Source organism: Haloferax massiliensis, from assembly GCF_001368915.1.
Classification (GTDB): domain Archaea; phylum Halobacteriota; class Halobacteria; order Halobacteriales; family Haloferacaceae; genus Haloferax; species Haloferax massiliensis.
Map to the genome: position 1 here is coordinate 912118 of NZ_CSTE01000002.1, position 25804 is coordinate 937921.

25 protein-coding genes are annotated in these 25804 nt (G+C 66.0%); 11 read left to right on the forward strand and 14 right to left on the reverse strand.

Annotated elements, in window-relative coordinates; translation table 11 throughout:
• Both BN996_RS08675 and BN996_RS08680 read right to left on the reverse strand, forming a co-directional pair.
• Nucleotides 1–1526, reverse strand: a 1526-nt coding sequence (locus BN996_RS08675) for a DUF5059 domain-containing protein (RefSeq protein ID WP_139043128.1), incomplete at its 3' end; no start/stop codon positions are given.
• Nucleotides 1527–1600: 74 nt separating this feature from the next.
• On the reverse strand, nucleotides 1601–3193 hold the full coding sequence (locus BN996_RS08680; protein WP_089778286.1) for a uracil-xanthine permease family protein: 1593 nt from the start codon (nucleotides 3191–3193) through the stop codon (nucleotides 1601–1603).
• A gap of 127 nt (nucleotides 3194–3320) precedes the next feature.
• Between BN996_RS08680 and BN996_RS08685 the strand changes: the two genes are divergently transcribed.
• On the forward strand, nucleotides 3321–4670 hold the full coding sequence (locus BN996_RS08685; protein WP_089778288.1) for an MFS transporter: 1350 nt from the start codon (nucleotides 3321–3323) through the stop codon (nucleotides 4668–4670).
• Between the two features lie 39 nt (nucleotides 4671–4709).
• Here the strand turns inward: BN996_RS08685 and BN996_RS08690 are convergent, their stop codons facing one another.
• Nucleotides 4710–5183, reverse strand: coding sequence for a chemotaxis protein CheW (locus tag BN996_RS08690; protein ID WP_089778290.1), 474 nt, complete (start codon nucleotides 5181–5183; stop codon nucleotides 4710–4712).
• A gap of 248 nt (nucleotides 5184–5431) precedes the next feature.
• Here BN996_RS08690 and BN996_RS08695 point away from each other — a divergent pair, with 248 nt between their 5' ends.
• Genes BN996_RS08695 through BN996_RS08710 form a run of 4 tightly spaced genes read left to right on the forward strand, consistent with a single transcriptional unit; the run spans nucleotide 5432 to nucleotide 10454 of the window.
• Nucleotides 5432–6532 (forward strand): protein-glutamate methylesterase/protein-glutamine glutaminase, encoded by a 1101-nt coding sequence (locus BN996_RS08695; protein ID WP_193310932.1) that lies wholly within the window; start codon nucleotides 5432–5434, stop codon nucleotides 6530–6532.
• A 2-nt stretch (nucleotides 6533–6534) separates the two neighbouring features.
• Nucleotides 6535–8742 carry a chemotaxis protein CheA gene (locus BN996_RS08700; protein ID WP_089778294.1) on the forward strand — a complete coding sequence of 736 codons (2208 nt, stop codon included), beginning with the start codon at nucleotides 6535–6537 and terminating at the stop codon, nucleotides 8740–8742.
• A complete protein-coding gene (locus BN996_RS08705; protein WP_089778295.1) occupies nucleotides 8742–9584 on the forward strand; it encodes a CheR family methyltransferase in 843 nt (280 codons plus the stop codon). The genes BN996_RS08700 and BN996_RS08705 overlap by 1 nt, the downstream gene beginning before the upstream one ends.
• Before the next feature lie 3 nt (nucleotides 9585–9587).
• On the forward strand, nucleotides 9588–10454 hold the full coding sequence (locus tag BN996_RS08710; protein ID WP_004970794.1) for a CheF family chemotaxis protein: 867 nt from the start codon (nucleotides 9588–9590) through the stop codon (nucleotides 10452–10454).
• Nucleotides 10455–10511: 57 nt separating this feature from the next.
• Here the strand turns inward: BN996_RS08710 and BN996_RS08715 are convergent, their stop codons facing one another.
• From BN996_RS08715 to BN996_RS08750, 8 genes are all read right to left on the reverse strand, one after another.
• On the reverse strand, nucleotides 10512–10754 hold the full coding sequence (locus BN996_RS08715) for a hypothetical protein (RefSeq protein WP_226908726.1): 243 nt from the start codon (nucleotides 10752–10754) through the stop codon (nucleotides 10512–10514).
• Between the two features lie 196 nt (nucleotides 10755–10950).
• Nucleotides 10951–11964, reverse strand: coding sequence for a CheF family chemotaxis protein (locus tag BN996_RS08720; RefSeq protein ID WP_193310949.1), 1014 nt, complete (start codon nucleotides 11962–11964; stop codon nucleotides 10951–10953).
• Between the two features lie 95 nt (nucleotides 11965–12059).
• Entirely contained in the window at nucleotides 12060–13802 is a 1743-nt protein-coding gene (gene flaJ, locus BN996_RS08725) for an archaellar assembly protein FlaJ (protein WP_089778299.1), read from the reverse strand.
• Nucleotides 13803–13806: 4 nt separating this feature from the next.
• Nucleotides 13807–15471, reverse strand: a complete 1665-nt coding sequence (locus BN996_RS08730; protein WP_089778301.1) for a type II/IV secretion system ATPase subunit — start codon at nucleotides 15469–15471, stop codon at nucleotides 13807–13809.
• Nucleotides 15472–16221, reverse strand: coding sequence for an archaellum protein ArlH (locus BN996_RS08735; protein WP_042662089.1), 750 nt, complete (start codon nucleotides 16219–16221; stop codon nucleotides 15472–15474).
• Entirely contained in the window at nucleotides 16218–16667 is a 450-nt protein-coding gene (locus BN996_RS08740; protein ID WP_089778303.1) for an archaellum stator protein ArlG, read from the reverse strand. Before BN996_RS08740 ends, BN996_RS08735 begins: the two co-directional genes overlap by 4 nt.
• Nucleotides 16668–17099: an archaellum stator protein ArlF gene (locus BN996_RS08745; RefSeq protein WP_089778306.1), complete on the reverse strand. Its 432-nt coding sequence runs from the start codon at nucleotides 17097–17099 to the stop codon at nucleotides 16668–16670.
• Nucleotides 17083–18552 (reverse strand): flagella accessory protein C, encoded by a 1470-nt coding sequence (locus BN996_RS08750; RefSeq protein ID WP_193310950.1) that lies wholly within the window; start codon nucleotides 18550–18552, stop codon nucleotides 17083–17085. The genes BN996_RS08745 and BN996_RS08750 overlap by 17 nt, the downstream gene beginning before the upstream one ends.
• A 295-nt stretch (nucleotides 18553–18847) precedes the next feature.
• Between BN996_RS08750 and BN996_RS08755 the strand changes: the two genes are divergently transcribed.
• Complete coding sequence (locus tag BN996_RS08755) at nucleotides 18848–19588, forward strand: RAD55 family ATPase (RefSeq protein ID WP_089778308.1); 741 nt, start codon at nucleotides 18848–18850, stop codon at nucleotides 19586–19588.
• Between the two features lie 322 nt (nucleotides 19589–19910).
• Here BN996_RS08755 and flgA2 read toward each other — a convergent pair whose 3' ends face one another.
• From flgA2 to BN996_RS08770, 3 genes are all read right to left on the reverse strand, one after another.
• Entirely contained in the window at nucleotides 19911–20573 is a 663-nt protein-coding gene (gene flgA2 / locus BN996_RS08760; RefSeq protein WP_089778310.1) for an archaellin A2, read from the reverse strand.
• Between the two features lie 9 nt (nucleotides 20574–20582).
• Nucleotides 20583–21224, reverse strand: a complete 642-nt coding sequence (flgA1, locus tag BN996_RS08765) for an archaellin A1 (RefSeq protein ID WP_042662084.1) — start codon at nucleotides 21222–21224, stop codon at nucleotides 20583–20585.
• A 214-nt stretch (nucleotides 21225–21438) separates the two neighbouring features.
• Complete coding sequence (locus BN996_RS08770) at nucleotides 21439–21777, reverse strand: ArsR/SmtB family transcription factor (RefSeq protein ID WP_004043733.1); 339 nt, start codon at nucleotides 21775–21777, stop codon at nucleotides 21439–21441.
• 132 nt (nucleotides 21778–21909) lie between these two features.
• On the opposite strand from BN996_RS08770, the gene BN996_RS08775 reads away from it, so the two are divergent.
• From BN996_RS08775 to BN996_RS08795, 5 genes are all read left to right on the forward strand, one after another.
• Complete coding sequence (locus tag BN996_RS08775) at nucleotides 21910–22560, forward strand: DUF7500 family protein (protein WP_042662083.1); 651 nt, start codon at nucleotides 21910–21912, stop codon at nucleotides 22558–22560.
• 139 nt (nucleotides 22561–22699) lie between these two features.
• Nucleotides 22700–23068, forward strand: coding sequence for a chemotaxis protein CheY (cheY, locus tag BN996_RS08780; RefSeq protein ID WP_004043735.1), 369 nt, complete (start codon nucleotides 22700–22702; stop codon nucleotides 23066–23068).
• Nucleotides 23065–24252, forward strand: a complete 1188-nt coding sequence (locus BN996_RS08785; protein ID WP_089778312.1) for a chemotaxis protein CheC — start codon at nucleotides 23065–23067, stop codon at nucleotides 24250–24252. Before cheY ends, BN996_RS08785 begins: the two co-directional genes overlap by 4 nt.
• Nucleotides 24253–24273: 21 nt before the next feature.
• Complete coding sequence (locus BN996_RS08790) at nucleotides 24274–24783, forward strand: chemotaxis protein CheD (RefSeq protein ID WP_089778314.1); 510 nt, start codon at nucleotides 24274–24276, stop codon at nucleotides 24781–24783.
• 305 nt (nucleotides 24784–25088) lie between these two features.
• Nucleotides 25089–25649 carry a FlaD/FlaE family flagellar protein gene (locus BN996_RS08795; RefSeq protein WP_089778316.1) on the forward strand — a complete coding sequence of 187 codons (561 nt, stop codon included), beginning with the start codon at nucleotides 25089–25091 and terminating at the stop codon, nucleotides 25647–25649.
• The last annotated feature ends 155 nt before the right edge of the window (nucleotides 25650–25804 follow it).

Sequence of the window (25804 nt, forward strand, 5' to 3'; positions counted from 1 at the left end):
CCGAAGAACGCGGCCTCGGCGGCCGACACCTCGGCGGTCGCGCCGACGGCCGCCTCGAACTCGAACAGCGCGTCCATCGCGCCCTCGGCGTGGGCCGCGGCGGCGTCGGCGTTCCCGGCGGCCGCGTCCTCGACGAGCCCCGCGAGGTGCTCCTCTTCGAAGCGGTGGTAGAGCTCCTCGGACTCCTCTTCGACCGACTCGTGGAGGTTCGCCTCGTTCTCCTCGAACCGGGCGAAGAGGGATTCGCCGACCGCGGCGGCGCGGTCCGTCTCGCCGACGGCGACCAGTTCGCGGGCGTCGCCGAGGCGAGCGCGGAAGAACGCCGCTTCGAGCACCGTCGCGGCCTCGCCGCCGACGAGCGCCGAGATTCCCGCGAGCAGGTTCTCGTCGACCGTCGCCACCGCCTCCTCGGCCGCCGCGGCGTCGCCCGACTCGGCGGCCTCGGTCAGCGACTCCAGCCCGCCCTCGAAGCCCTCGTAGGCGTCGTGGTCGGCCTCCTCTAAGGCCTCGTGGGCCCGCGCGCCCTCGAAGTGGGCGAACACGTCGCTCGCCACCGTCGCGGCGAAGTCGGCCTCGCCCGCGGCGACCAGTCGGGGCACGTCGGCGGCGCGGGCGCGGTAGAGCGACAGCGCGGCCGCGTGGGCGAACTCGTCGCCGGGACCGCCGAGCCCGGCCAGCACCTCGGCGTCGAAGCCGACCGCCTGCATGAGCGCGAGGTGTCCCGCGCCCGCGACCGTCTCGGGGGCGAGTTCGTAGCTCGCGTCGACCGTCGCGTGGGCGGCGGTCCGGGCCGAGGCGGCGAGCGTCTCGGCGTCGCCGGCGTCGGCCGCGCCCTCGACGGCCGCCTCGAAGGTCTCGTACAGTTCCCCGGAGGCGGACTCAAGCGCCGAGTGGGCGGGCGCGTCCTCGAAGTCCTCGTAGACCGCGGACGCCAGTTCCGCCGCGGCGTCGACCTCGCCGGCCGCGGCGAGCAGGCCGGCGTCGCGGACGCGAGCGCCGAACAGCAGGACGTCCAGCGCGTCGACCACGGCGGCGTCGACGCGGCCGCGCTGGGCCGCCAGCAGGTTGTCGGCCGCCTGCACCGCGAGGTCCGAACCCCGCCCGGCGTCGCCGGCGGCGTACGCCTCTCTCGCGCCGCCGAGGTGCGATTCGAACGTCTCGTAGTTCCGCTCGTTCGTCGCCTCCAACTGCTCGTGTGCGCCCCACTCGCCCGAAGACCGCTCGAAGCGGGCGAACACGTCGCCGGCGACGCGGGCGGCGGTGCCCAGTCGCCCCGCGGCGGCCAGCGCGACGGTGTCGGAGAGCCGGGCGCGCATCGCGTTCCACTCGGCCGCGACGGCGACCGTGGCGTCGACGCTCACCGACGACTCGGCTTCCTCGGTGGCCGTTTCCGCCGCGGTTTCCGTTTCCGATTCGGTCTCAGCGGCGGTCGTGTCATCGGTCGATTGGCCGTTACAGCCCGCGAGCCCGGCGGTCGCGACTGCGAGTCCCGTCGTCTGCAAGAGACGCCGTCTGCTGTAGTTCATAGTTTTAGGCACGCCTAACTATAGAAAAACGCATCGATTTTTAGGCGCCCCGAAAAGTTTGCGCGTCGGTCGGCTCAGTCGGCCGTCGCCGACTCGTCGCCGCGGAAGCGGTCCAGCGCCGACTCGAAGTCGCTGTCGTCTTCGACGGTGTCTTCCCACTCTTCGAGGCCGCGCTCGGCGCGGGTGCCCGCGATGGTGTTGTCGAAGAAGAACGCGATGAGGCCGCCGACGGCCATGCCGGTCGAGCCGATGACGAAGACGGTGTCGGCGACGAGTTGCGTCCCGAGGACGGGGCCGACGAGCGCGACCTGCCGCATCCCCTCGCGGAACGCCGCCGCGCTCCCGACGTTCCCCATGTAGGCGGGGACGGCGAGGCCGGCGAACATGGCGACGCCGACGATGAACACGTTCCGGGAGGAGTCGAGGTCGACGTACTTCAGGTTCGAGAGGCCGACGGCGACGATTTGGCCGAACATGGCGACGTAGAGGCCGCCGACGATGGGGTCGGGAATCGTCGCGATGAGCTGGCCGAAGTAGCCGACGAAGCCCATGACGAGCATCACGGCGGCACCGATTTGGACGACGTAGCGGGAGGCCACGCCCGTGAGGCCGATCGCGCCGATGTTCTCGGAGTAGGAGGTCGAGCCGCTACCGCCCATGACGGCCGAGAAGACGTTCATCACGCCCTCCATACCGATGCCGTGGTTGATGCGGCGCTCGGAGGGCGCGCCGACGCCCGAGAGCCGGGCGACGGCGTGGTAGTCGCCGAACGATTCGACCATCGAGGCCGCGACGCCCGCGAGCATCCCGATGATGAAGGAGGTCGTGAACTGCGGGATGCCGAACGCGACCGACCCCACGACGGGGAGCGAAACGGCCGTCGTCCCCGCGCCGCCCGCGAAGCCCCACTGCAGGGGGTAGATGGGCATGAGCGCCGGGGCCTCGATGACCGTCTGGAGGTTCACGTAGCCCGCCGCGCCGGGGGCGATGACCCCCGCGACCGAGAGGCCGGCGGCGACGACGTACGAGACGATGACGCCGAGCAGCACCGGGAACAGCTTGAACGCCGGGTGCGCGGTGTCGAGGTACTGCGAGAACAGGACGATGAGCGCGAGCGTCAGGCCGAGGAGCCACCAGTTGTTCGTGGCGGACGCGACCTGCGGGGCGTTGAAAAGCGACAGCCCGATGAGCGCGATGGTCGGCGCGATGACGACCGGCGAGATGAACTTCCGGAGGCGTCCGAGCAGGCCGAAGTAGCCGACGAACACCTCGACGATTGCCGCGACGATAATCGCGCCCTGCAGTTGTAAGAGCGCGCTCTGCCACGCGACGCCCGACTGGTCGGCCGCCGTCGCCACGCCGATGACGGCGAGCGCGGGCGCGAGCATCGAGAACGGCGCGCCCTGCACGATTGGGTAGCGGTTCCCGAACGTCGTCTGCATCAGCGTCGCGATGCCGGAGACGACGAAGAACGTCCCGACGAACCGCGGCACCACGTCGGCTGGCATGCCGAGGGCTCCGGCGAGGATGAGGGGGACGGCGATGTTCGCGCCCACCATCGTGAGATAGTGTTGGGCGCCGAGAAGGAGAGCGGTCGGAAGAGGTGGTTTGTCGTCGATACCGTACTGCACGAACGAGGAGGGAGAGGAGTCGTCCGTCACGACCATCCCCCCGTATGCGGTGGTGCGCTCCCGAGCATGGTTGTCCGAGGATTTTGTTCAGACTATATATGTCCTGCTTTTCGCGCGCGTTCGGGGAGCAACGACTTTGTTTCACCGGTTTCATTCGTGACACGTGACCGACCGACACGGGCGTTCGAACGCGGGGAATCGCGACCGATGGCTGTTCGGCTGGGCGCTGGGCTACGCCGCGGTGGGCGCGTCGTCGCTCGTCGTCCCGCTGTACGCCATCGAACTGGGGGCGAACGCGCTGTTCGTCGGTCTCATCGCGGCAACCGCGGCCTTCGCCGGCGCGCCGGGGGCGGTGCTCTGGGGTCGGCTGGCGGCCCGCGCGAAGCGCAGACGGCCGTTCATCCTCGTCGCGCTCGCGGCGACCGCCGGCGCGCTCTCTCTCACCGCGGCCGTGTCGTCGCCGGCCGCGGTCCTCGTCGCCAACGCTCTCCTGTGGTTCGTCGTCGCCGCGGCCGCGCCGGTGTTGAACCTCATCGTCGTCGAGGGCGTCCCCTCGAAGGAGTGGGACCGCCGCTTCGGCGTCCTCAACCACTATCAGGGCTACGGCTGGCTCGGCGGCCTCGTCGTCGGCGCGGTCTGGTCGGCGCTGGCCCCGCGGCTGTTCGGCCTCGACGCGCTCGCCGTCCAGCGGCGGTTCCTCGTCGCGGCCGCGGTCGCCGCCGCCCTCGGTGCCGTCCTCGTCCGCGTCTGGTACCCCGAGCGCTCGACGCTGTCGGCGCGGCGGTTCGCCCGCGTCTCGGCCGGTATCCGCCGGCAGAGCGGCCTCGTCGGGCGCTCGGTCCGCGCGGTCCCGTACGGCCCCTCGCGGCTCTACTGGGCGCTCCACAGCCTCGATATCGACGACCTCCGCGAGCGGATGAGCCCCGAACTCCTCCGGTACCTCGCGGCCGCGACGCTGTTTTTCGTCGGCTTCTCGGTCTTCTTCGGGCCCCTGCCCGCGTACCTCGTCGGCTCCGGGCGGACCGCCGACGAGGTGTTTGCCCTGTTCGTGCTTTCGAGTCTCGGGTCGGCGGTGAGCTACGCGAAGGTCGGCGCGTTCGCGGCGCGACACGACCCCCGGCGGCTCCAAGCCGGCGCGCTGGCGACCCGCGGCCTCGCCTTCCCGGCGGTCGCCGTCGTCGGCACGCAGGTCGCCGCGCTCGCCGGTCTCGTGGCGCTCGGCGCGACGTTCCTCGTCATCGGCGTCACGTGGGCGGTCATCGCGGTGACGGCGACGGGGCTGGTGACGCGGCTCGCGCCCGACCGGATTCGCGGGGAGGCCCTCGGCGCGTACACGGCGCTTTCGAGCCTCGGCGGCGGGGTCGGCTCTGCGCTCGGCGGCTTCGTCGCCGACGCCGCCGGCTACGTCGCCGCGTTCGGTCTCGCGGGCGTCGTCGTGGGCTGCGCGCTCGTCGTCGTGTTGCTCAGCGGCGGGCGGGGCGTCGCGGCGGGAGAGCAGTCGCTCGCCGATTAGGTTCTCGAAAACGAAAGCGGGGCCGGTCGTCGAACCGCCTTACTCGATGGCGTGCACCGGCGAAATCCAGACGACGAGGTCGCCGTCGCGCTTGATGACGCCCTCGATGGAGTCGTCCTTTTCGAGCGGCGGGTCCTCCACGTCGTCCATCGAGACGCGCACGACCTGATACACCTCGTCGACGAGCCAGCCGGTCGCCGCCTCGTCTTCGAACTTGTTCGGGTCGAAGATGACGATGCGCTTGGACTCGCCCTCGGCGTCGATGCTGAGGAGCGATTTCGGGTTGATGATGGACGTGGTCCGGCCGCGGAGGTCCATCACGCCCTCGACGTAGTCCGGCGCGTTCGGCACCGCCGTGAGCTGGCCCTTGTCGACGATTTCGCTCACGTACTCGATGTCGACGCAGTACGTCTCCGGGCCGAGTTGGAATTCCAGCACCTGTACTTCTTCGGCGGAGTCCTCCGCGTCGGTCTCGTCCGCGCTCATCTCGGTCGTGATTGCATCTTGTCGCATGGTCAACCCCGGCGGCGACGGACGCCGCCACCTGATCGCTTCAGAGTGGTCAGATTCAGCGTATAAAGGTACGTACCCGATTATCAGCCGTGATTATCCTCGCCGAGTGTTTATATACCCGATTTCCGAACCTCGGGGTAGATGAGCGGTCTACGAAACGGCACACGAAACAATCCACCGACCCCTCGACGGGGGGCCTGCTCGGCGACCCGTCGCGCCCGTCGTCCCCACACCGGGAGGTGGGGGCGATGAGTTCGGCCGCCGGCGCGGACTCGACGCGAGCGGTCGTCGTCGACGACTCGCGGTTCATGCGGACGCTGATTCGCACGCTCCTCGAAGACGCCGACGTCGAGGTCGTCGCCGAGGCGGCCGACGGCCGCGAGGCGGTATCGGTGGTCGAGGCGAACCGACCGGACGTGGTGACGATGGACATCGAGATGCCCGAGATGAACGGCCTCGACGCGGTCGAGGCCATCATGGAGGAGTGTCCGACGCCCGTCCTCATGCTCTCGGCGCACGCCGAGGAGGACGCCGACGTGACGTTCGAAGCGCTCGACCGCGGAGCGGTCGATTTCGTGACGAAACCGGGCGGCGAAGTCACCTCCGAGATGCCCCGCGTCAAGCGGGAACTGGTCGAGAAGATTCAGTCCGCCGCGGCGGTCGACCTCTCGGCGACGCGCCGGGGCTCCCGCCCGCCGAAGACGGAGTCGAAGTCGGCGACGACCGCGGGGGCGACGCCGGCGGCGTCCGGGGCGACCGAATCGCTGCCGACCGAGGGGTCGACCCTGATTATCGGCGCGTCCACGGGCGGGCCGAACGTCGTCGAACGGGTGCTCGCGGCGCTCCCCGCGGAGGCCGGCCTCCGCGTGCTGGTCGTCCAGCACATGCCGGCCGGCTTCACGAAGCGGTTCGCGGCCCGGCTCGACGGACGCTGTGACTACGAGGTCCGCGAGGCCGAAGACGGCGAGCGAATCGGCCCCGGACAGATTCGAATCGCTCCGGGCGGCTCGCACCTCCTCGTGACCGGCGACCGCGCCGGACGCCTCCGGCTCGAACTCTCCGACGACGAGCCGCTCCACGGCGTCAAACCGGCCATCGACCTCACGATGGCGTCGGCCGCGGAGGCGGTCGACGCGCCGCTGGCCGGCGTCCTGCTCACGGGCATGGGCCGCGACGGCGTCGAGGGCATGTCCCGAATCAAGCGGGCTGGCGGCCACACGGTCGCACAGGACGAAGAGACCTCCGCCATCTTCGGAATGCCGAAGCGGGCTATCGAGGCCGGCTGTGTCGACACCGTCTCCGCCGACGGACGAATCGCAGACGAAGCACTCCGCGGGCTCACTACCTGACCATGGACGAAGAACTCTACCAAGCATTCATCACCGAGAGCGAAGAGAGCATCACGCAGTTGAACAACTCGCTTCTGTCGCTGGAGTCGAACCCGGACGACACCGAGGCCATCGACGACATCTTCCGGCAGGCCCACACGCTGAAGGGCAACTTCGGCGCGATGGGCTTCGACAACGCCGCGACGGTCGCCCACGCCGTCGAGGACCTCCTCGACGAGATTCGCCACGAGCGACTCGACGTGACGGCCGAGCGGATGGACCTCGTCTTCGACGGGATGGACCTCATCGTCGAGATCCTCCACGATATCGAGGAAAACGGCGAGTCCACCATCGACCCGACCGACACGGTCGAGGAGATTCGCGCGGCCGTCGAGGACGGCGGTGACGCGGGAAACTCGAACACGGCGGCGTCTGACGAGGCCGACCGCGAGTCGGTCGACCTCGACACGCTCGCCGCCGACTGCGTCGACACGGACGCCCTCGACGCGACCACGCTCACCCACGCCCACGTCGAACTCGACGCGGGCCAGATGAAGGGCGTCGACGCCGGCATCTTCCTCAGTAGCATCCCCGAGGACCTCGACGTCGTCGGGGCGAACCCCAGCCGCGACGCCATCGAGGACGGCGAGTTCGGCGACGGCTTCGACCTGTTCGTCGCCGAGCGCGACGCCGCGGTCGTCGAGAGCGAACTCGACGACCTCTGGAAGGTCGCCGCGGTCGAGACGACCGACGTGTCCGACGCGCTCGCCGCCGGCGACGAGGCCGCCGACGCCGGCGACACTCCGGCGGCCGAGTCGGAGGTTGACGCCCCGGCATCGGACGGCCCCGGCCAGTCCGCTGACGCTGACGGCGCTGTCGACAGTGACAGCGACGCGGCGTCCGACGACGCTCCCAGCGTTGACGACGGGAGCGAAGGAGACGCCGACGAGGCCGAGCCGACCGAGAGCGACGAAGAACCGGAGTCCGGTAAAGAGAAGAAAAAGGAGGCCCGCTCCATCTCGGCGGTCAAGTCCGTCCGCGTGGACGTCGACCAGCTCGACGAACTCCACGAGCTCGTCGAGCAGTTGGTGACGAGCCGCATCAAGCTCAGAAACGCCATCGACGTGGGGCAGACGACCGCGCTCGACACGCTCGACGAACTGGACAAGATATCGTCGAACCTCCAGAACACCGTGATGGACATGCGGCTCATCCCGCTGAAGAAGGTGTTCGACAAGTTCCCCCGACTCGTTCGCGACCTCGCCCGCGAGCAGGACAAGCGCGTCTCGTTCAAAGTCGAGGGCGCGGACATCGAACTCGACCGCACCATCCTCGACGAGATTTCCGACCCGCTGATGCACGTCCTCCGGAACGCCGTCGACCACGGTATCGAGGAACCCGACGTGCGCGAGGAAAACGGCAAGTCCCGCACGGGGACCATCCGGCTCTCCGCGCGCCGCCAACACGACACCGTCATCGTGACCGTCGAGGACGACGGGAGCGGCATCGACGCCGACGCCGTCCGCGACAAGGCGGTCGACAAGGGCGTGGCGACCCGCGAGGAACTGGACCAGATGCCCGACAGCGAGGTGTACGACTACATCTTCCACCCCGGATTCTCGACCAACGACGAAATCACGGACGTCTCCGGCCGCGGCGTCGGCATGGACGTGGTGAAGACGACCGTCGAGTCGCTCGACGGCTCGGTGTCGGTCGACAGCGAACCCGGCGAGGGGAGCACGTTCAACATCCGCCTGCCGGTGTCGGTCGCCATCATCAAGGTGCTTTTCGTCCAGGTCGAAGACCGCGAGTTCGGCGTCCCCATCAAGTACATCGACGAGATAAGCCGCCGCGACCGCGTCCAGACGGTCAACGGCGCGGAGGTCATCGTCCACGAGGAGACCATCTTCCCCCTGATTCGGCTCCGCGAGGCGCTCGAAATCGACTCGCCCGAGCCCGACGACGGCATGGTGGTCCGCATCCGCCCCGACGACAGGCAGGTCGCGCTCCACTGCGACGGCGTGACGAAACAGGAGGAAGTCGTCGTGACGCCCCTGCAAGGGCCGCTGTCGGGCGTCGGCGGGCTGTCGGGAACGGCCGTCATCGGCGACGGGAACGTCATCCCGATTCTGGACGTCTCGACGCTCGCGCTCCCGGCCGACGGCGAGCAGGCGATGCGCGAGTTCGACCCGAGCCAACTCCCGGACACCGCCGAGGAGGCCGCGGACTGATGCCCTCGTCGTCGACCGACGACCCGGCGTTCGGCCGGCTCCTGGACTACATCGAAGACTCGCTGCGGTTCCAGACGAGTTCGTACAACGACGCCTACCTCGACCGTCGAATCTCCGCGCGGATGCGGCGGCGACGCGTCGACGACTACGGGTCGTACCACGACCTCCTCACCGACGACGAGGACGAACAGCAGGCGCTTTTGGACGCGCTGTCGGTCAACGTGACGAGCTTCTTCCGGAACCCCGAGGTGTGGGAGGCGCTCCGCGAGGTGCTCCGCGACCTGAGCTCTCGGGGGAGCCGCCACGACCCCATCAAGGTATGGAGCGCCGCCTGCTCTGACGGCCGCGAGGCCTACTCGCTGGCGATGCTCGCCCACGACGACGACCGCGTCGACGAGCGCCGCATCGAAATCGTCGGTACGGACATCAAACGCGAGATTCTCCGCGCCGCCAGAGCCGGCGAGTACCGCGCCTCCGAGACGAACGACGTGGCCGAACAGCTCGACCCAATCGGGCGCTGGGAGCGCTTCGTCGACCGCGACGACGACAGCTTCCGGGTGAAAGACGCCGTCACCGACATGGTCAGCTTCGAGCGTCGAGACCTCATCCGCGAGGAGCCGCCGGGGACGTTCGACCTCGTCGTCTGCCGGAACCTGTTCATCTACATCAACGCCGAGTCCAAGCGGGCCGTCTTCGAGACGCTCGGCTCCGCGATGAAGCCGGACGGCTACCTCACCATCGGCATGACAGAGACCATCCCGCCGACGTGTCGACAGCAGTTCGACCCCGTCGAGAAACGACTCCGCATCTACCGCGCGAGCGACACCGCGGTCGGGAGGTGAGCGATGAAACCCGGTGAGCAAAAGCTCGGAGACACCCGCGGGCGGTTCCTCCAGGTCGTCAAGAACGGCCGGGAGATGCACGACGTGGACTGGACGAGCGGCCGCATCCTGCTTTCGAACAGGCGGCTCATCCTCGCCGGCACCGGCGGCAAGCGGACGATTCAGCTCTCGAAGATACAGGAGTTCGGCGGGCGGTACGACGTGAACCAGCGCATCGCGACCGTCTCCGACTACTTCAGCGTCCACATCCCGTCGGGCGTCGTCCTGCTCGCGCCCGTCGACTACGACGAGTTCGAGACGGACTTCTTCGGCGCGCTCCTCAACACCGAGCAGTTCCTCGCGCGACACCCCGCCGTCGCCGGCGGCGTCGTCCAGAACACCGAGTGGGAGAAATCTCGGCTCAAAGTCGAGACGGAGGCCGTGAGCATGGCGACCGTCGGCGGCAAGTTCGTCGAAATCCGCCTCGACGACATCGGCGACGTGAAGACGGGCGAGCGGACCATCGTCGACGAACACCGGAGCGTCATCGAGGTCGAACACTCCGACGACGAGGGGACGAGCCTCCAGACGTACATCTCCGGCTCCGACCGCGCCATCAGTTTCCTCTACACGCTCCTCAGGGAGGGCGAGGAGCTTTCCGAGACCTCTATCGACCTGAGCGAGACGGACAAACAGGTCCTCACGGCACTGTACTCCGGCGTCTCGCCGTTCGACATCCCGAACTTCCTCGGCCTCGACGTGGACGAAGTCGAGGAACTGTTTCAGCGACTCATCGACCACAACGTCGTCGAGGAGATTCGCGTGCGCCACGAGGTGCAACTCAACGCCCGCGGCCGCAGCATCGCCTCCGACGCCATCAACGAACAGTAATCGACACTCGGATTTTCGCGGCGCAGTCGCCGAACGCCGAGCGACGCGTCGCGCTCGTCAGTCGTCGGTGGCGCGCCGAGAGGCGCGTTCGAGCGCGATGCCGCCGTAGACGCCACCCAACCAGAGTCCGGCCGATAGAGCGATGTCACGCACGCGCCCGCCGGGTTCGAGGGATAGCCCGTACGCCGCGAAGATAGGTACGAGGGCGCTCAAGACGCCGACTATCGTGTACCAGAAGTGGTCGTTCGGCCCGGACCACCGCCAGCGGTACGCGGGGAACGCGGCGACTCCGAAACCCACGATTGTGTACGTGAGAAGGAGGGCGACGCCGACCAACGCGTGGCCGTCGGAAGCCGAAGAAATAGCTGACTGCACTTCCGAGTCCCAGCCCGACGAGCGACGAAGTCCGCGTCCGCATTGACGCAGAACTAGTTGCGAAGTTGATATAATTTCCCCGGCCACGGGGCGACCCCTCTTTTTGACAAAAAGCCCGCCCTCAGACGTTCACGTCTTCGATTTCCTCGTTGACGACGAACCGACCCTGCGGCGTCAGCGAGGTCGGGAGCTCGTCGTCGCCGATGAGTTCCTCATCGTGGAGCTTCTCCAGTTCCGCGTCGAGGACCGCCTCGTCGACGCCGAGCAGTTCGCTGAAGTCGACCTCTGCGGCCATCTCGCCTGCGGAGTACAGCCCGACGAGGACTTCGAGGCCCTGTTCGGTGACCTCGACGTCGCGGACGCCCGACTTTATCCAGTGGTAGACGAGTCGGAGGTAGCGGCCGAGGATGTTCATCTTCCGCCGGGAGTCGAGCGTTATCTCGGAGGTGACCGTCTGGCCCTGTTTGACGTGCTGGACCGAAAGCACCAGTCGCGTTTCGCCGTCGACGGTCCGTTCGAGCACCTCGAAGAAGATGACGCTCGCGAGGTCGATGTGGAACGGCTCGCCGTCCTCCGTGAGCGGGCCGTCGTCGTCGGGGAACGTGACGGCCTCGTAGTCGAGATGCAGGCCGGAGGGCTGTCGCTCCGTGTCGAGGACGCGCCCGCCGATGCGGGCCGGGTGGGTGACCTGCGCGCGCGAGCCGTTGAGCGCCGCGCGGAACAGCAGCAGCGAGAACTTCTCGATGGTCTCGCGGTCGCCGCCGATGACGGTCGTCCGGCGCTGGCGGCCGATGATGTAGCCCACCATCACCGTGTAGTCGAAGAACTCCTCGACCTCCGGTGGGACCTGCCCCACGGCGATGTCGAAGATGGAGGTGATGGGGATGACGGTCTTGGCCTTCGACGTGGCGAGGATGAGCCGTCGCTGGCTCATCAGGACGCGGCCCTTGACGGGTTCGAACGAGGCGTTGCCGCCGGCGACGAAGTTGGCGACGAAGTCGACGACGATGGACTCGCCGTCGCTGGTCCGCCGTTCCGTCTGTTTCTTCGAGCGCGCCCGCTCGCTTTCCTCCCGTTCGTCCGACGGCTCCGACTTCTGCCGGCGGTACGCCTGCAGGAGGTCGCTTTTCGCCACGTCGCCCCCTTCGGGCGCGCGGGAACGGGCCTCCTGTGCGGTCTGTTCGCCTGCGGCGTCTGGCATCGAATCTCGGGTCTGTGGTCCGTCGTCAGTCATATGCTGATCAGTGCTCCTGCGAGCGACGAGGTGGCGACCGCCATCAGCGAGCCGACCCAGACGAGCATCACGAAGTGGAGGTAGGCGTTCGCCTTGTGCCCGCCGTCGACCATGCGGATCATGAGCGACGACAGCAGGGCGTTAAACAGGATGATGAGCGTGAGCATGTACTCGATGAAAGGGACGTCGTAGACGCCGGCGTAGATGAGCGTCCCGAACTGGAGGCTGTCGAGGTTCATCTGCGTCGAGAACGACGCGAGAATCTCGACGACTTCCAGCCCGATGAAGAAGGCGAACGACGCGGACGCCGTGATGCCGTAGAGGACGCCGATGAGGGTGACGGTCGACTGCTTTCGCTGCCGGCGGAGCTTGATTATCTCGTTCATGTTGCGGCTGATGAGTTCGCCGAGGAGCTTCGGCTTGCCGCCCATCGACCGGCCGACGTTGTACATCTCGGAGAACTTCTGGACGAGGTAGGAGTTCGTCTCCGCGGTGAAGAAGAACCACGAGCGGTCGGGGTCGAGGCGCATCCGAAGCCGCGTGTACAACCGGGCAATCTCGCGCGAGAGGACGCCGAAGTCTTTGGTCTTGAGCGTCTTCAGGACGGCCGTCGTCGTGCTCTGTTTCGCCGTCTCCGAGGCCCCGAGCGCGCGGATGAAGCCGGGGTACTCCTCGTCGCGCTCGCCGATGCGCCGCTCGTGGCGGCGCGCGACGATTCCCGGGACCGCGAGCGGCGTCAGCGGCGTCGAGATGAGGAGCGGAATCGGGAGTTCGATCATGATGGGTCGGACCGTCGCGCCGACGGCGGTCAGGTTGAACGTCCCCAACGCGAGTACGAGGATCATCGTGATGGAGAGGCCGACCGCGCCGTACAGCGTGATGTCTATCTGTCGGTTCGCCTTCGTCCGGTACTCTGGCTGGTGGAACCAAAGCGGGTCGTACGGCGACATCGTCCGGATGACGAAGTAAAAGCCCAACTGCACGAAGACGAAAAGCACGATGACCGCGCCGATGGTCATCGTCGCGTCCGTCCCCGTCAGGATGGGGAGCACGATGGCGTTGATGATGGCGAACGTCATCGACAGAATCATCGAGAGGTAGAGGTCCTTCATGACCTCCAGATTCCCCAGCGCGCTCTCGTAGACGGTGATGTACTTCTGAATCATCGCGTTCTGCTCGCCGAGGAGGAAGTCGTCGATGCTCTGGCCGGCGTTGATGGAGTACGCGAGCCTGTCGAGGAAGTCGGCGAGCGGCTTCGACGGCACCTCACGCGCCCGCCGCTGACAGGCGTCGTCGAGCGATTGGTTCCACGCGTCGACGAGCTGGACGATGCGGTTCATCTCGGTCGCCAGCTCGCCGTATTCCTCTTCGCGCGCGAGCGTTCGGAACACGGCGACGCGGTCGATGTTCGTCGTCGAGAGGACGGTCATGTGCGTGATGAGCAGGTGAAGTTGGTTCTCCAGGCTGCGGCGCGTCTGCTCGACGAGGAGCCGCGGGTAGAGGACGGCCCCGCCAAGGAGCAACACGCCGAGGAGGAACACGGGGATGCGGACGAGGAGGGGAAACGGAAGCGCGATAGCCCCGGCCAGAGAGAGGACGAAAAACACGATGGCGGGGCCGAGCACCGCGAGCAGGTAGCGCGACAGCTCCATCGGCATCTGCTCGTACGACTCGATGATGTCGCTTATGAACTCCCGGACCTGCACCGCCTGCATCGACGCGCTCTGTTCCCCTGCCATCTCACTACACCCTCGCCATGTCGAACGGCAGTCCCTCGACGCCGTCGCGCTGGAAGTCCTCGATGAGTTCGTTCACCTCGTGGTAGCCGAGGACGTTCTCCTGAATCGCCCGGCGGACGAGTTCGGCGCGGAACTGGATGTCGTCGTATATCTTCCGCGTGTCGTCGTAGCCGAGGAGCGTCGCGACCTTCTGTTCCATGATGAAGGAGTTGTTCATCCCCTGGAAGACGATCTCGTCTTGGACGGGGTCCCAGTAGAACGCCTCGCGGGTGACGACGCCGCCCATCTCCTTCGAGTAGCCCTCGATTTCCTGGACGCTCGTCACCCGACGGAGGATGTCGTTGCCCCGGCGGACGCGGTTCTGGAACAGCGCGATGTCGCAGTTGTCCATGAACGTCTCGGGGACGTTGATTGGGTCGCCGGTAAAGCGCTGAATCATCGAGACGATGTCGGAGGCGTGGAACGTCAGCATCACCGGGTGGCCGGTCTGAGCCGCCTGGAACGCCATGCGGCCCTCCTCGCCACGGACCTCCCCCACGATGATGTAGTCGGGGCGAGAGCGGAGCGCGGCCGCGACGAGGTCGAACATGTCGACTTCGGAGTCGGAACCGCGGCCCTCCCGGGTGAGCAGTTGCTGCCACGTGTCGTGCGGCGGAAGCACCTCGGCGGTGTCCTCCGCCGTGTAAATCTTCGAGTCCTGCGGGATGAACGAGAGGATGGCGTTGAGCGTCGTCGTCTTGCCCGACGCCGTCTCGCCGACCACGAAGATGGTTCGTTCGTTCTCCAGCGCGATCCAGAGGTACGCGGCCAACTCGGGCGACAGCGTTCCCCACTTGGCGATTTGGAACACCGAAAGCGGCACGTCGTCGCCCTGACGGATGGTGAGCGACGACCCCTTCAGGGACACGTCGTCGGAGTAGATGATGTTGATACGCGAGCCGTCGGGGAGCGTGGAGTCGACGATGGGGTGGGCGTCGGAGACGGGGTCGCCGATGCGTTCGCCCATGTTGCGGAGCCAGTTGTCGAACTGCTCGGTGTCGTCGAACTCGACGCTCGTCTCCAACAGCCCGAAGGTCCCGTGGTCGACGTCGACCTGACTGGGACCGATAACGTGAATGTCCTCGTTCTCCGGGTCGCGCATGATGGGTTCGAGCGGGCCGAGGCCGACGATGTCGCGGACGAGCCGGTACTGAATCTTGTCGTAGGTCGTCTGAGAGACCTCGATGCCGGCCACGTCGAGTCGTTTCGCCACCGAGCCGAGCGGTCCCCGGTCGTCGCCCTCGATGTGGACGATTTCGGACAGCAGTTCCTCGATGCGCTCTTCGTAGTCGGCGCTCTCCTCGGGTGCCGGCTTCGAGACGCTTCGTTCGAGCAGTTTGTCCTTGACCCGAGCGAACACGTCGAGTTCGTCGTCGTCCATCTCGGGTTCGATGGTGTAGTACTTCGTCGTCTCGCCGAAGTTGCCGTATATCTGGCAGAACACGGGGCCGCCCAGCGGGTAGATGATGTTCGGACGCCGGGACTCGTAGTCGCCCGGCTCGTCGACGAGCATCGGGAACTCGCCTGTGATCTGTCGGAACCGCTTGAGGTGGTCCCGGAGGTGCGGCCACTGCATCGCGAGGCGCTTGAGATCGTCCGACAGCCTGGCGGAGCCGTGTTCGGTCGCCATCTACGCCACGCTCCTCGACTCGATGACGAGCCCGATACCCGACCGGACCGAGAAGCCGACGCGGTCGCCGACCTGCTGGCCCATCCCCGCAAAGCGCTTCACGAAGATGTTCCGCCGAACGTCGTTTCCGACCTCCACCATCTCCAGTTCGAAGTAGACGTCGGCGATAGAGCGGAACGGACCGATGGAGCCCTCGTCGACCGACGACGGGTCGACGGTGATGATGATGGTCTTGCCCTTCGTCGTCAGCTCGCGGAAAAACGAGATGATTTCGAGGGCGGCCTGCCGCTCGTCGTTCTGCCGGACCAGCGCCTCGAACTGCGGGTCGTTGCGCAGGATGGCGTCGAACGTGTCGATGATGATGACGTCGGCGTCCCAGAGCGTCTCGGCGTCCATCAGCCGCCGGAGGAGCTGTTTGCGCTCCTCCTGGCTGCTGCCGCCGGAGAGCGCGCCGCTGCTGTCGATTTCGGCCTGGAGAAACAGGATCTGCTCGTCGAGCAGATGCTTGACGATATCGTACGAAAGCGAGTGCATCTGGTCGAGGAAGCCGCGGACGCCCAGCTCGGTCGAGACGAGCGTCACCACCGTTTCCTCGTCGCAGAAGCCGTAGCTGAACCGCTGCGACAACACGCTTTTACCGGCGCCGTAGTCCCCTTCGATGAGGACGATGGCACCCTTTGGGATGCCGCCGCCGAGTTCCTTTTCGAGACGGTCGTGCCCGGATAGCCCGAGAGAGAATTGACTGCTCATGGTACGCGGAATTCGAACACCTCTTCGTCACCGTGGACGACGACGGTCATCCGGTAGTCGCCCGAGGTCAACGCGATGTCCGTCACCGTGAGTTCGACGACGTTGCTCGGCCGCCACTCGGTGCCGTCGACGACGCTCACCGTGACGTTGGTCTGATACTGTCCACCGACGATGATGTCGAAGCCGCCGCTGGTCGCCGGCAGCGTCCGGAGACCGGTGTTTTTGACGTACACCGAGAGTGTGTCGCTCGCGCCGTCGTAGACGCCCGCCTCCGGGTCGCTTATGACTTCGATGTCGGTTCTGATCTCCGTGCTCACGTCGCCGCCGCGCTCGTCGACCGAACTGCTGATTCCGGTCACGGTGTCGATGAGGACGCCCGAGACGCCGGCGGCGACGACGATACTGGCGATAAACAGGATGAGGCTCGGAACGGAGATATCGGCCATCTAGCTCACCACCTCCGTCGCGGCGACGCCGCTTCCGGTGACGACCTTCACCCGTGCGGGCGTGGGGTCGGCGTCGACCACGAGGCTGAGGTTCTCGCCGGCGTACCAGAGGTCGGTCGCGGCGTCGCCGTCGACGGTCGCGTTGGCCGACGGCACGTCGACGTAGGCGTTGTCGACGAGCAGGGTGGTCTCGCTCACCGACAGCGTCTCCGAGCCGACGTTCGTCAGGTTCACGGTGAGATTGCCCGCGTCGTAGCTCGCGTTCGTGACTTCGATGTCCGTGTTCGTCCGTTCGAGCGCCCGCTCCGCGTCGGCGTCCTGCGCTTCGAGCACGTTCTCCGACGCGTTGGACGCCGCTGTGTACAGCGTCCCCGTGGCGATGAGGACGCCGAGGAAGATGATGGCAGTCGAGCCGCTAACACCGAATCCCATCGAATCTCCCCCCGTAGGCGACCAGTTCCTCGTACAGCTGTCCCCGCGGAACGTCCTCCGCGAGTCGACAGACGTACGCGAGGCTCGTCTGGTGGTCGTCGATGCGGAGTTCGTGGTCGTCGGCGTCCTCGACCGACGGCGCTATCTGCCCGACGTGGGCGTTCAGCTCGCTCTCGACGGCGCGCGATATCCAGTCCTGCTCCCGATACTGGCGGAGCGCGCGCGACGCGCCGAGCGCGCCGCCGACGGAGACGAGGTGTTCGGCCCATTCGAGCACGAGCACCTCGGAGACGTAGTTCGACGGGAGCCCCGTCAAGTAGGCGTCCGACGCTTCGACCGACGCGGCCGGCTCGGGTTCGACGGCCGCCTCGTCCTCGTCGTCCGACGGCTCGTCTTTGGCCACCGCCGCGGTGGCGTACTCGGCCTCCAGTTCGTCGAGCGTCTTGCGGACGTCGCCGTCGGCGTCTTCGACTTCGGAACCGACGTCGAGCGGTTCGTCGGCCGGGTCGTCGTCCTCTTCCTCGCCGTCGTCTACCTCGGAATCGAGCGGGTCGAGGTCGTCGACTGCCCCGTCTTCGCTCTCGTCTTCGAGGCCGTCGAGCTCGTCATCGATTTCGTCGTCGAGTTCGTCGTCGAGTTCGTCGTCGAGTTCGTCGAGTTCGTCGTCGAGTTCGTCGAGTTCGTCGTCGAGGTCCGCCTCCGCGTCGTCCTCGTCGTCCCAGCCGCCGCCGTCCTCGTACTGCTCTTTGAGGTCGTCGAAGCTCGCGCCGCCCGCGCCGCCCGAGTCGTCGGCCTCGTCGTCCTCGTCGTCGCCCTCGTCGAGGGCGTCAGCGGGGCTCTCGCGCTCCGCCTCCACGAGTTCGTCTTCGGCGGCGAGTTCCGCTTCCTTCGCGCCCTCCTCGGCGTCGAGTTCGCCGAAGTCGTCGTCGAAGAACGACTCGGCGTCGGCGTTCGCCACCTCGGGGTCGAGGTGCTCTTCGTCCTCGGCTTCCGCCTCGAAGAGTCCGAACGAACCGCCGCCGTCGAGGCCGCCCATCTCGCGGGCGTCGTCGACGAACGGGTTGATGCCGCGGGTGACCATCTCGTAGATGTCGAGCAGTTTGCGAATCGTGTCGTCGAGCTCTTCGACGGTCTCACCGATCTGTTTGTTCTCTTCGCGGACGGTGTTCATCCCCGACGAGATGGCGCTTACTTCGTTCTCGAGTTCGCCGATGCGATCTTCGAGCTCTGCGAGTTCCTCGCTGTTGTCGTCGCCGAATCCGCCGAAATCGTCGTCGTCGAATCCGTCGTCGAGGTCGTCGCCGAAGTCACCAAACTCGTCGGAGAGGTCGTCGATTCCCTCCTCGAATCCAAGTCCATCGTCTGATGACATGTGTTGTCCTTCCGTCGTGTCGTCCCCGGCGTCGGCCGTGTCTTCGTCGTTCTGCCACTCCATCATGCTCGCAGCGAGCACCTCCACACCGTCTGCGGGGTTGCTCGTTGGAGCGACGGCCTGTCACCCGGCCGAGCGGCGGACCGGCCGGGGCGGTCCGACGGACTCGGGGGAGCAGGTAACATTGGTGCAAAGGTACGTAAGTCGGTACAAGAAAGTTCCCGTCCCGTTATCAGACCCGATATTTGAACGGTTCCGGGTTTCTCGCCGGAAAACGTGTAATAAAAGTCAGACGACGCCGTAGCGGCGGTAAGAAGAATTATCCGGCGTCGGCACGGAGGTTCCTCCGACAGCCAACACACGGTTTAACACAATCATGACAGAACTAGTCAAGACCGGTGTCGAAGGGCTCGATTCCATCCTGAACGGCGGTATCGTCAAGAACGCCGCGGTGCTCATAAGCGGCAATCCCGGGACGGGCAAGAGTATCCTCGGACTCCAGTATCTCTACAACGGCGTCGATCAGTTCGACGAGGGCGGTCTGTATCTCACCTTCGAAGAGACGGAAGACGACATCCGCGAGGCGGCCGAGTCAATCGGTTTCGACCGCTGGCACGAGTACGTCGAGTCCGGCGAGATCCAGGTCTACGACAAGCGGACGCTCCTCCGCGACGGTGACTTCTCGACGACGCTCGACCGCATCCTCGGCGACCTCCAGGACACCAACTACGACCGGCTCGTCCTCGACTCGCTGACGATGTTCCAGCTGTTTTTCGACGACGAGAAGGAACAGCGCCAGTACCTCTTGAAGTTCATCGACATCCTGAAGGACAGCGGTCTCACCTCGCTTCTGACCACCGAGCAGTCAGCCATCTTCCCCGAGACCGACATCGGCCTCGAAAACTTCCTGACCGACGGGAACATCTACCTCATCCAGAGTCCCGCGGGCGCGACGAGCAACCGCTACATCTGGGTGGCGAAGATGCGCAAGCAGAGCATTAAGAACTCGATGTTCCCGCTGGAAATCGCACAGGGCGGTATCAAGATATACGAGCAGGCGGCCGGGTTCTCGATGGTCGGCGAATCGCCGCCGTGGTTCGGCGAAGAGACCGAGTAACGGGTCGGACTCGACGGCTGGCGACTCCAGTCTCGGCGACGCTGTTCCTGTTTTGACGTCTGGCCGTTCAAACTCTCTTGCACACGAGAACGCGCCGCACTCGTCGACGTCGTTCGTGCCCGTCTCATCGACTACCGCCTCCTTCCAGTTCGTCTCTTCTCACCGCCGCGACCCGGCCGCGGCGGTTGCCCGTCGAATGGACGCGGCGTCCGCCGGTGTCACCCCGGCCGAGTTGTGCCGTGGACCCGCGTACTTCGGACAAACGACAGCGCCGCCGCTCGGGAGTCGGCGTCGCTAAAATAGAAGGAAAGCTAGGGCCGGATTACAGTTCGACGGGTTCGCTCTGCGTCTTGCCGGCGAGTTGCTGGGGCATCGTCAGGATGACCTGCGTCGTCCCGCCCGTGCGGGAGGTGATTTCGAGGCTGACCTGCTCGCCCGTCGAGAGGCCGCCGACGAGGTCGTCGTCGTTATTGTTACTGTCTTCGATTGCGGCCGTGTCGATGGTGACCTCGTAGCGGTCGTTCATGCTGTTGAGGACGCCGAACGAGCCGTCGTCGTCGGTGACCTTGGTGAGACCGAACTCGTCGCTGTCTGCGACGCCGGCCGCGGAGTCGTTCGTCGCGGAGTTGTCCCCGGTCGTCACCGTCTGGTTGGTCAGGGTGACGACGCTGTCGCCGCTGAGGTACTTGATGGAGGTCTCGTTCATGTCCACCGCGTCGGAACCGGCGGCGAGGCGAACGGTGAGCGTGATGTTGTCGATGTCCTCTTCGCCGCCGACCGTGCCGTGCGTGTTGAGGACTTCGACGCGGTTGGTGACCTTGTTCACGGACTGCTGTCCGGCGTCCTCGGCGGTGGCTTGCAGGAAGCCAGCCGTGTTCACGAGGACGCCCGCCGCGATTGCGGCGACCAGAACCATCGCGATGAAGACGATGAGAGTCCCGATACCGACCTGACCGCGGTCGTCGTCAGTAATGTTATCGAACATGTGAATCTCCTATAGTGCGATGGGGTCGTTGTTGTCCTTGCCGGCGAGCTGCTGGGGCATCGTCAGGATGACCTGCGTCGTGCCACCGTTGCGGCTGGTGATGTCGAGCTTGACGGTCTGGCCCGTGGCCGTCCCGTTGGCGGCGGCACCTTCGACCGTGGAGGTGTTGATGATGATCTCCGCGCGGTCGGACTGCTCGTTGAGGACCTCGAAGGAGCCGTCACCGTCTTCGAGAACGCCCGCCGTGAAGTTGTCCCCGGTCGTCAGGTTGGCGGCGTCCCCTTGGTCGTTGGCGTCGTTGGTGTCGTTGTAGGTGAGGGTCCGTGCGGTCGTCTCACTCAGGTACTTCACCGTCGTGTCTTCGAGAGAGACACTCCCAGAGCCGGCCGCGAGCCGGACCGTCAGGAAGACTTGGTCAACGGTTCGTTCCTCACCGGTCTGGTTGACCAGCCCGTGGGCGTTGACGACGTCGACGCGGTTGGTGACCTTGTTCACAGATTGCTGTCCGGCGTCCTCGGCGGTGGCTTGCAGGAAGCCAGCCGTGTTCACGAGGACGCCCGCCGCGATTGCGGCGACCAGAACCATCGCGATGAAGACGATGAGGGTCCCGATACCGACCTGACCCCGGTCTTCGTTGATGTTTTCGAACATGAATTTCGTGGGTTTGGTCCCACGCTCGGTGGGGAGCGGGGAACCGTCACTCGTCAACTTGGAGAGGGCCTACATAACGCTACGGCCCTCAATATCAAGACTGATACCGAACGTTCGGTACGTCGATAGGTAAGATACTTCGCACGCTCACGCGAGCCACTAATCGGCGCTCGTCTCAGAAAACGTAGGAGAAAAGACCGGAGCCGGAGCAGGTTCAGTCCTGCGTAATCTTCCGCCACACGTCGTCGAGTTTGTTCTTCACCTCCGGGCGTTCGGTCACGCTGACGGTGTAGTCGTCGCCCTCGAATCGAACGACGATCTCGTCGACTTCGCGGCGGTAGACGTTCGTCCGTCGGTGCTCGTCGGAGAGAACCCGGTCGTGCAGTTCGAGGAGGCCCGCTGCCGTCAGTTCCTCGATCCGGCGATAACAGGTCGCAATGGGGATGTCCAACATCTCGCTGAACTCCTGTGCCGAGTGGGGTTCGTCCGCGGCACGGAGGATATCCGGGTTGTATTCGTTCCCCAGCGCTGAGAGGGTCCTGTCAGACTCCATAGATAGAGATTCATCAGAACGCGCTGCTTGTCAATGTGTTGGTTGTCTATCTGCCACGTTCTCAGTCGTAGTAGTGAGTCTATCACGCGCGCCGACGATGGGATTATATGCCACGGCACCGAGCATCCGCCGATGGACGACGAGGACGAACGTCCTCCCACTCACCCAGAGGAACAGGGGGTCGTCGGGACGGACGAACTCGATATCAGTCGCGACGAGCACGTCGCGGCGCTCGACACGGGCCGGTACGTCATCTCGACGGGGGAAAACAGGCCGCCAGCGCCGGTCGACGACGCGGCCGGCAACGAGAGTGACCCCTCCGAATCGGACGGGACCGCAGACCCCGATTCGGAGGCGGCTGGTGAGGGCGACGGCAATACCGGCGCACCCGAACTCGTCCTCCCGAAAGACCCGAAAAAGCGGGCCGTGCTCGCCCGCCGCTTGCTCGCCGAGCGCGTCGGGGCGGTCCGCGCGAATCACGCGCTCGTCACTACCGCGCTCGTCGACGGCGAGGTCACCCGACACGAGACCGTCTCCGACGACGTGACCGAAGTCGTCCACTCGTTTCTCACGTGGTACGCCGAGGCCGTCGGGAGCGCCGACACGCCGACCGACGAGGTGCTCGGCATCCTGCTTTTAGCCTCGGAGGTGCAGGTCACCTACCCCGGCCGGGCCGTCGAGGCGCTCGCGGCCGCGAACGGACTCGACCGCGACGACAGTATCGGCGACCTCCTCGACGCCGTCGAAGAAACCGGCGCTTCGTTCCCGCCACGTCGGCGCTGACGACGGCGACCGCCCTCTGAGCGCTCTCCGAGAATCGGCGTCGACGCGTCGTGAGGCGGTCTGGCGTGCTCCCGATGACGTATCATCCTTGATAATGGGGAGGAAGGGTTTATGGTGTGATTTTCGGAAATCTGGAGGTATGGCAAGCAAGGTACTGGTCGTGGACGACTCCGCGTTCATGCGGAATCTCCTCAAACAGCTCCTAGAGGGTGAACACGAAGTCGTCGGCGAGGCCGAAAACGGGGTCGAAGCGGTGGAACTCTACCGCGAACTCGAACCCGATGTCGTCACGATGGACGTCGTGATGCCGATTCGAAACGGCATCGAAGCGACGTCCGAAATCAAGTCGCTCGACGCCGGCGCATCGGTCATCATGTGCACGTCGGTCGGACAGGAAGAGAAGATGCGCGAAGCGGTCGAGGCGGGGGCCGACGGCTACATCACGAAACCGTTCCAGAAGCCGAACGTGCTCCAAGCCATCGCCGACGTGATTCAGGCAGAGGCATGAATCTCGACGTCCGGTCGCTTCGCACGTTCAGTCGGCTCGCCCACTCGGGCGCGGAGAAAGCCGCGGGCTCTCTGACCACACTCGCGGGCATCGACACGTACGTCAACGTCACCAAGGTCGAGCTCGGGACGAAGTCGGACGTCGAAAGCGAGTTCGCCGAACGCGACCTCGTGAGCGTCCACATCGGCTTTTCGGGCGGCTTGGACGGCCACACCGTGTTGGCGTTCTCGCCCGAGTCCGCAGAGCGGTTGGTCGACGCGTTGATGCCGGGCATCGACGCCACCGACGCCGACGGCGAACTCGCCGAGAGCAGCCTGAAGGAGGTCGCGAACATCATGCTCGGCGGCTTCATCGACGGCTGGGCCGACTACCTCGACACCACCGTCGACATCACGACGCCGACCTACGTCGACGACGAGAACGACGGCCCGCTCGACCACGTCGACGCCGAGGGGTTCGAAAACGGCGGCGACGACGAGCACGTCCTCGTCTTCCGCAACCAGTTGGAGGCCGCGGACAACGCCATCGAGTTCGACCTGTACATGGTGCCGACCGCCTCGTCCATCGGGACCATCGTCGAGGCGAGCGGCGACGACGGCGCGCTCCCGGTCGAGTCGTTCGCCGCCTTCTCCGAGATGATAAACGACGGCGCGAATCAGGCCTCGGAGGACATCACGGCGATGACGGGTATCGACACGACCGTCGAGGTGAGCCGGCTGAGCTTCGTCCCCATCGAGGGGGTGCCGATGTCGTTGACTGACGCGGTCCGACGCGGCGTCGTCTTGGAGTTCAGCGGAACGCCGAGCGGCTACATCGCCATCCTCTTCGACGAGCCGTCGGCCGAGAACATCGCCAGCAGCCTCCTGCCGGGCATGGAGGGCGACGAGGCGATGCGTCAGAGCGCGATTCAGGAGATCGGGAACATCACCACCTCCGGCTTCCTCGACGGCTGGGCCAACGCGCTCGAAACGACTATCGACATCTCGCCGCCGAAGCACGTCCACGACATCGGGTCGGCCATCATCGACCCGCTCGCGACAGACCTCGCGCAGTCCCAAGAGTACGCGTTCCTCATCGACTCGACCATCCGAACGGACGACGACGAGTTCACCTGCGACATCTACGCGCTCCCCGACGAGACGGAGCTTCGAAAGGCGCTCAGGAAGCTCTCACCCGCCGCGTGAACCCTCCGTAGAGGTATCTCAATGCAAGTGTACACCACGGACACACCCGCGGCCCGCTCCGGTCGAATCAAGGTCGGAATCGCCGATTTCGCCGTCTCCAGCGACGAGAGCACGCTGACGACGAGCGGCCTCGGCTCCTGTATCGGCGTCGCGCTGTACGACCCCGAGACGGGCATCTCCGGTCTCGCACACGCCATGCTCCCGGAGGCGGACGACGGCAGCGAGCCGGCGAAGTTCGTCGACACCGGCGTCGAACTCCTGCTCGCCGAGATGCAGGCAGTCGGCGCGGACATCGACCGAATCGTCGCCAAAATCGCCGGGGGAAGCACCATGTTCGACTTCACTTCGGCCGACGGCGACGGCAGTATCGGCGACCGAAACGTCGCAGCGACGCGAACGACGCTCGACGGGTTCGGCATCGACGTCGTCGCCGAGGACGTCGGCGGCTCCCACGGCCGCTCGTTGGAGCTCGACAGCGAGACCGGCGACCTCCGCGTGCGGAGCGCGAAAAGCGGTACCCACGTCCTCTGAGTGGGCCTCTCTCTTCTCGACGCGGTTGTGCCGAAACCGTATCCCGCAGGTCGCGTCAAAACCGTGCCCCGAATCCACGTGGGCGACCGGTGACACCGAGGCCGGGCGAGGACGACGGATTTCGAACTCCGGGACAGTTTGGTATCACCGTTGATAATGGCTCGAATAGATTTATGTCGCCTCCTTCGAATGCTTTCACCGAAACGGTACGACAACGCGTGTGACACACCGGACAGCGCCCCGCGCTCTCCGCCGCCCTGAGTCGGGGAACTCGGGGGTCGTGCCGTCTTGAACGAGGTGACCCTATGTACTTGGACCCGGACGAATACGACCCAGACGAACTCCGACGTATCGCGCGCGACGCTCCACGGCCCAGACGGAACGGCGACGGCAGATTCGACGATAGCCGGTACGACGACGGCCGGTTCGACGATAGCCGGTACGACGACGGCCGGTTCGACGACCGGGGACCGTTCCGGTTCGACAACCCGCTTTTCGACCGGAGCCGACAGGAAGCGTCCGAGGCGCTTCGGTCGAGCCAACTCGAACACCTGCTCGTCCACCAGTCCCGCGGCGAGGAAGACGGCGTCGAAAAGCCGTATCTCCGCTCGCTGCCTGACAAGTACGGCGCGGAGCGCGTCGTCTTCGACTGGCTGGAGTTCCTCGTCCTCAAAGGCGGGTTCAAGCGGGCGATGGACGCCCTCCGGTACTACCAGACGGTCGACTGGCTCACGCCGGGCGTCGAGGAGACGCTCCGTGACTACCTCCTCGGCTTCTCCGCCGACGTCGACGAACCGGCCGACCTCGACGTCGACGACCACCTGTTGAGCCTGGTCTACGTCGCCCGTCTCTCCTCGATGGTGTGACGCCGACCGCCGGGTCTCGAAAACGGTCTCTCCTTGCGACAACCGAGTGTATCCCATGACTGCGCGAATCACCCCGCCGAGTCCGAATCGAGTTGATACCGTATGACGAACGACGCGGGGCGATTCGCGCAGTCATGGGATACACTCGGTTGTCG

Excerpts from the sequence above, each read along its gene's own strand:
- BN996_RS08680 (WP_089778286.1), bottom strand. The coding sequence starts at position 3,193 with ATGGTCGTGACGGACGACTCCTCTCCCTCCTCGTTCGTGCAGTACGGT.
- BN996_RS08690 (WP_089778290.1), bottom strand. The coding sequence starts at position 5,183 with ATGCGACAAGATGCAATCACGACCGAGATGAGCGCGGACGAGACCGAC.
- BN996_RS08695 (WP_193310932.1), top strand. The coding sequence starts at position 5,432 with ATGAGTTCGGCCGCCGGCGCGGACTCGACGCGAGCGGTCGTCGTCGAC.
- BN996_RS08700 (WP_089778294.1), top strand. The coding sequence starts at position 6,535 with ATGGACGAAGAACTCTACCAAGCATTCATCACCGAGAGCGAAGAGAGC.
- BN996_RS08705 (WP_089778295.1), top strand. The coding sequence starts at position 8,742 with ATGCCCTCGTCGTCGACCGACGACCCGGCGTTCGGCCGGCTCCTGGAC.
- BN996_RS08710 (WP_004970794.1), top strand. The coding sequence starts at position 9,588 with ATGAAACCCGGTGAGCAAAAGCTCGGAGACACCCGCGGGCGGTTCCTC.
- flaJ (WP_089778299.1), bottom strand. The coding sequence starts at position 13,802 with ATGGCAGGGGAACAGAGCGCGTCGATGCAGGCGGTGCAGGTCCGGGAG.
- BN996_RS08730 (WP_089778301.1), bottom strand. The coding sequence starts at position 15,471 with ATGGCGACCGAACACGGCTCCGCCAGGCTGTCGGACGATCTCAAGCGC.
- BN996_RS08735 (WP_042662089.1), bottom strand. The coding sequence starts at position 16,221 with ATGAGCAGTCAATTCTCTCTCGGGCTATCCGGGCACGACCGTCTCGAA.
- BN996_RS08740 (WP_089778303.1), bottom strand. The coding sequence starts at position 16,667 with ATGGCCGATATCTCCGTTCCGAGCCTCATCCTGTTTATCGCCAGTATC.
- BN996_RS08745 (WP_089778306.1), bottom strand. The coding sequence starts at position 17,099 with ATGGGATTCGGTGTTAGCGGCTCGACTGCCATCATCTTCCTCGGCGTC.
- BN996_RS08755 (WP_089778308.1), top strand. The coding sequence starts at position 18,848 with ATGACAGAACTAGTCAAGACCGGTGTCGAAGGGCTCGATTCCATCCTG.
- flgA2 (WP_089778310.1), bottom strand. The coding sequence starts at position 20,573 with ATGTTCGATAACATTACTGACGACGACCGCGGTCAGGTCGGTATCGGG.
- flgA1 (WP_042662084.1), bottom strand. The coding sequence starts at position 21,224 with ATGTTCGAAAACATCAACGAAGACCGGGGTCAGGTCGGTATCGGGACC.
- BN996_RS08770 (WP_004043733.1), bottom strand. The coding sequence starts at position 21,777 with ATGGAGTCTGACAGGACCCTCTCAGCGCTGGGGAACGAATACAACCCG.
- BN996_RS08775 (WP_042662083.1), top strand. The coding sequence starts at position 21,910 with ATGGACGACGAGGACGAACGTCCTCCCACTCACCCAGAGGAACAGGGG.
- cheY (WP_004043735.1), top strand. The coding sequence starts at position 22,700 with ATGGCAAGCAAGGTACTGGTCGTGGACGACTCCGCGTTCATGCGGAAT.
- BN996_RS08785 (WP_089778312.1), top strand. The coding sequence starts at position 23,065 with ATGAATCTCGACGTCCGGTCGCTTCGCACGTTCAGTCGGCTCGCCCAC.
- BN996_RS08790 (WP_089778314.1), top strand. The coding sequence starts at position 24,274 with ATGCAAGTGTACACCACGGACACACCCGCGGCCCGCTCCGGTCGAATC.
- BN996_RS08795 (WP_089778316.1), top strand. The coding sequence starts at position 25,089 with ATGTACTTGGACCCGGACGAATACGACCCAGACGAACTCCGACGTATC.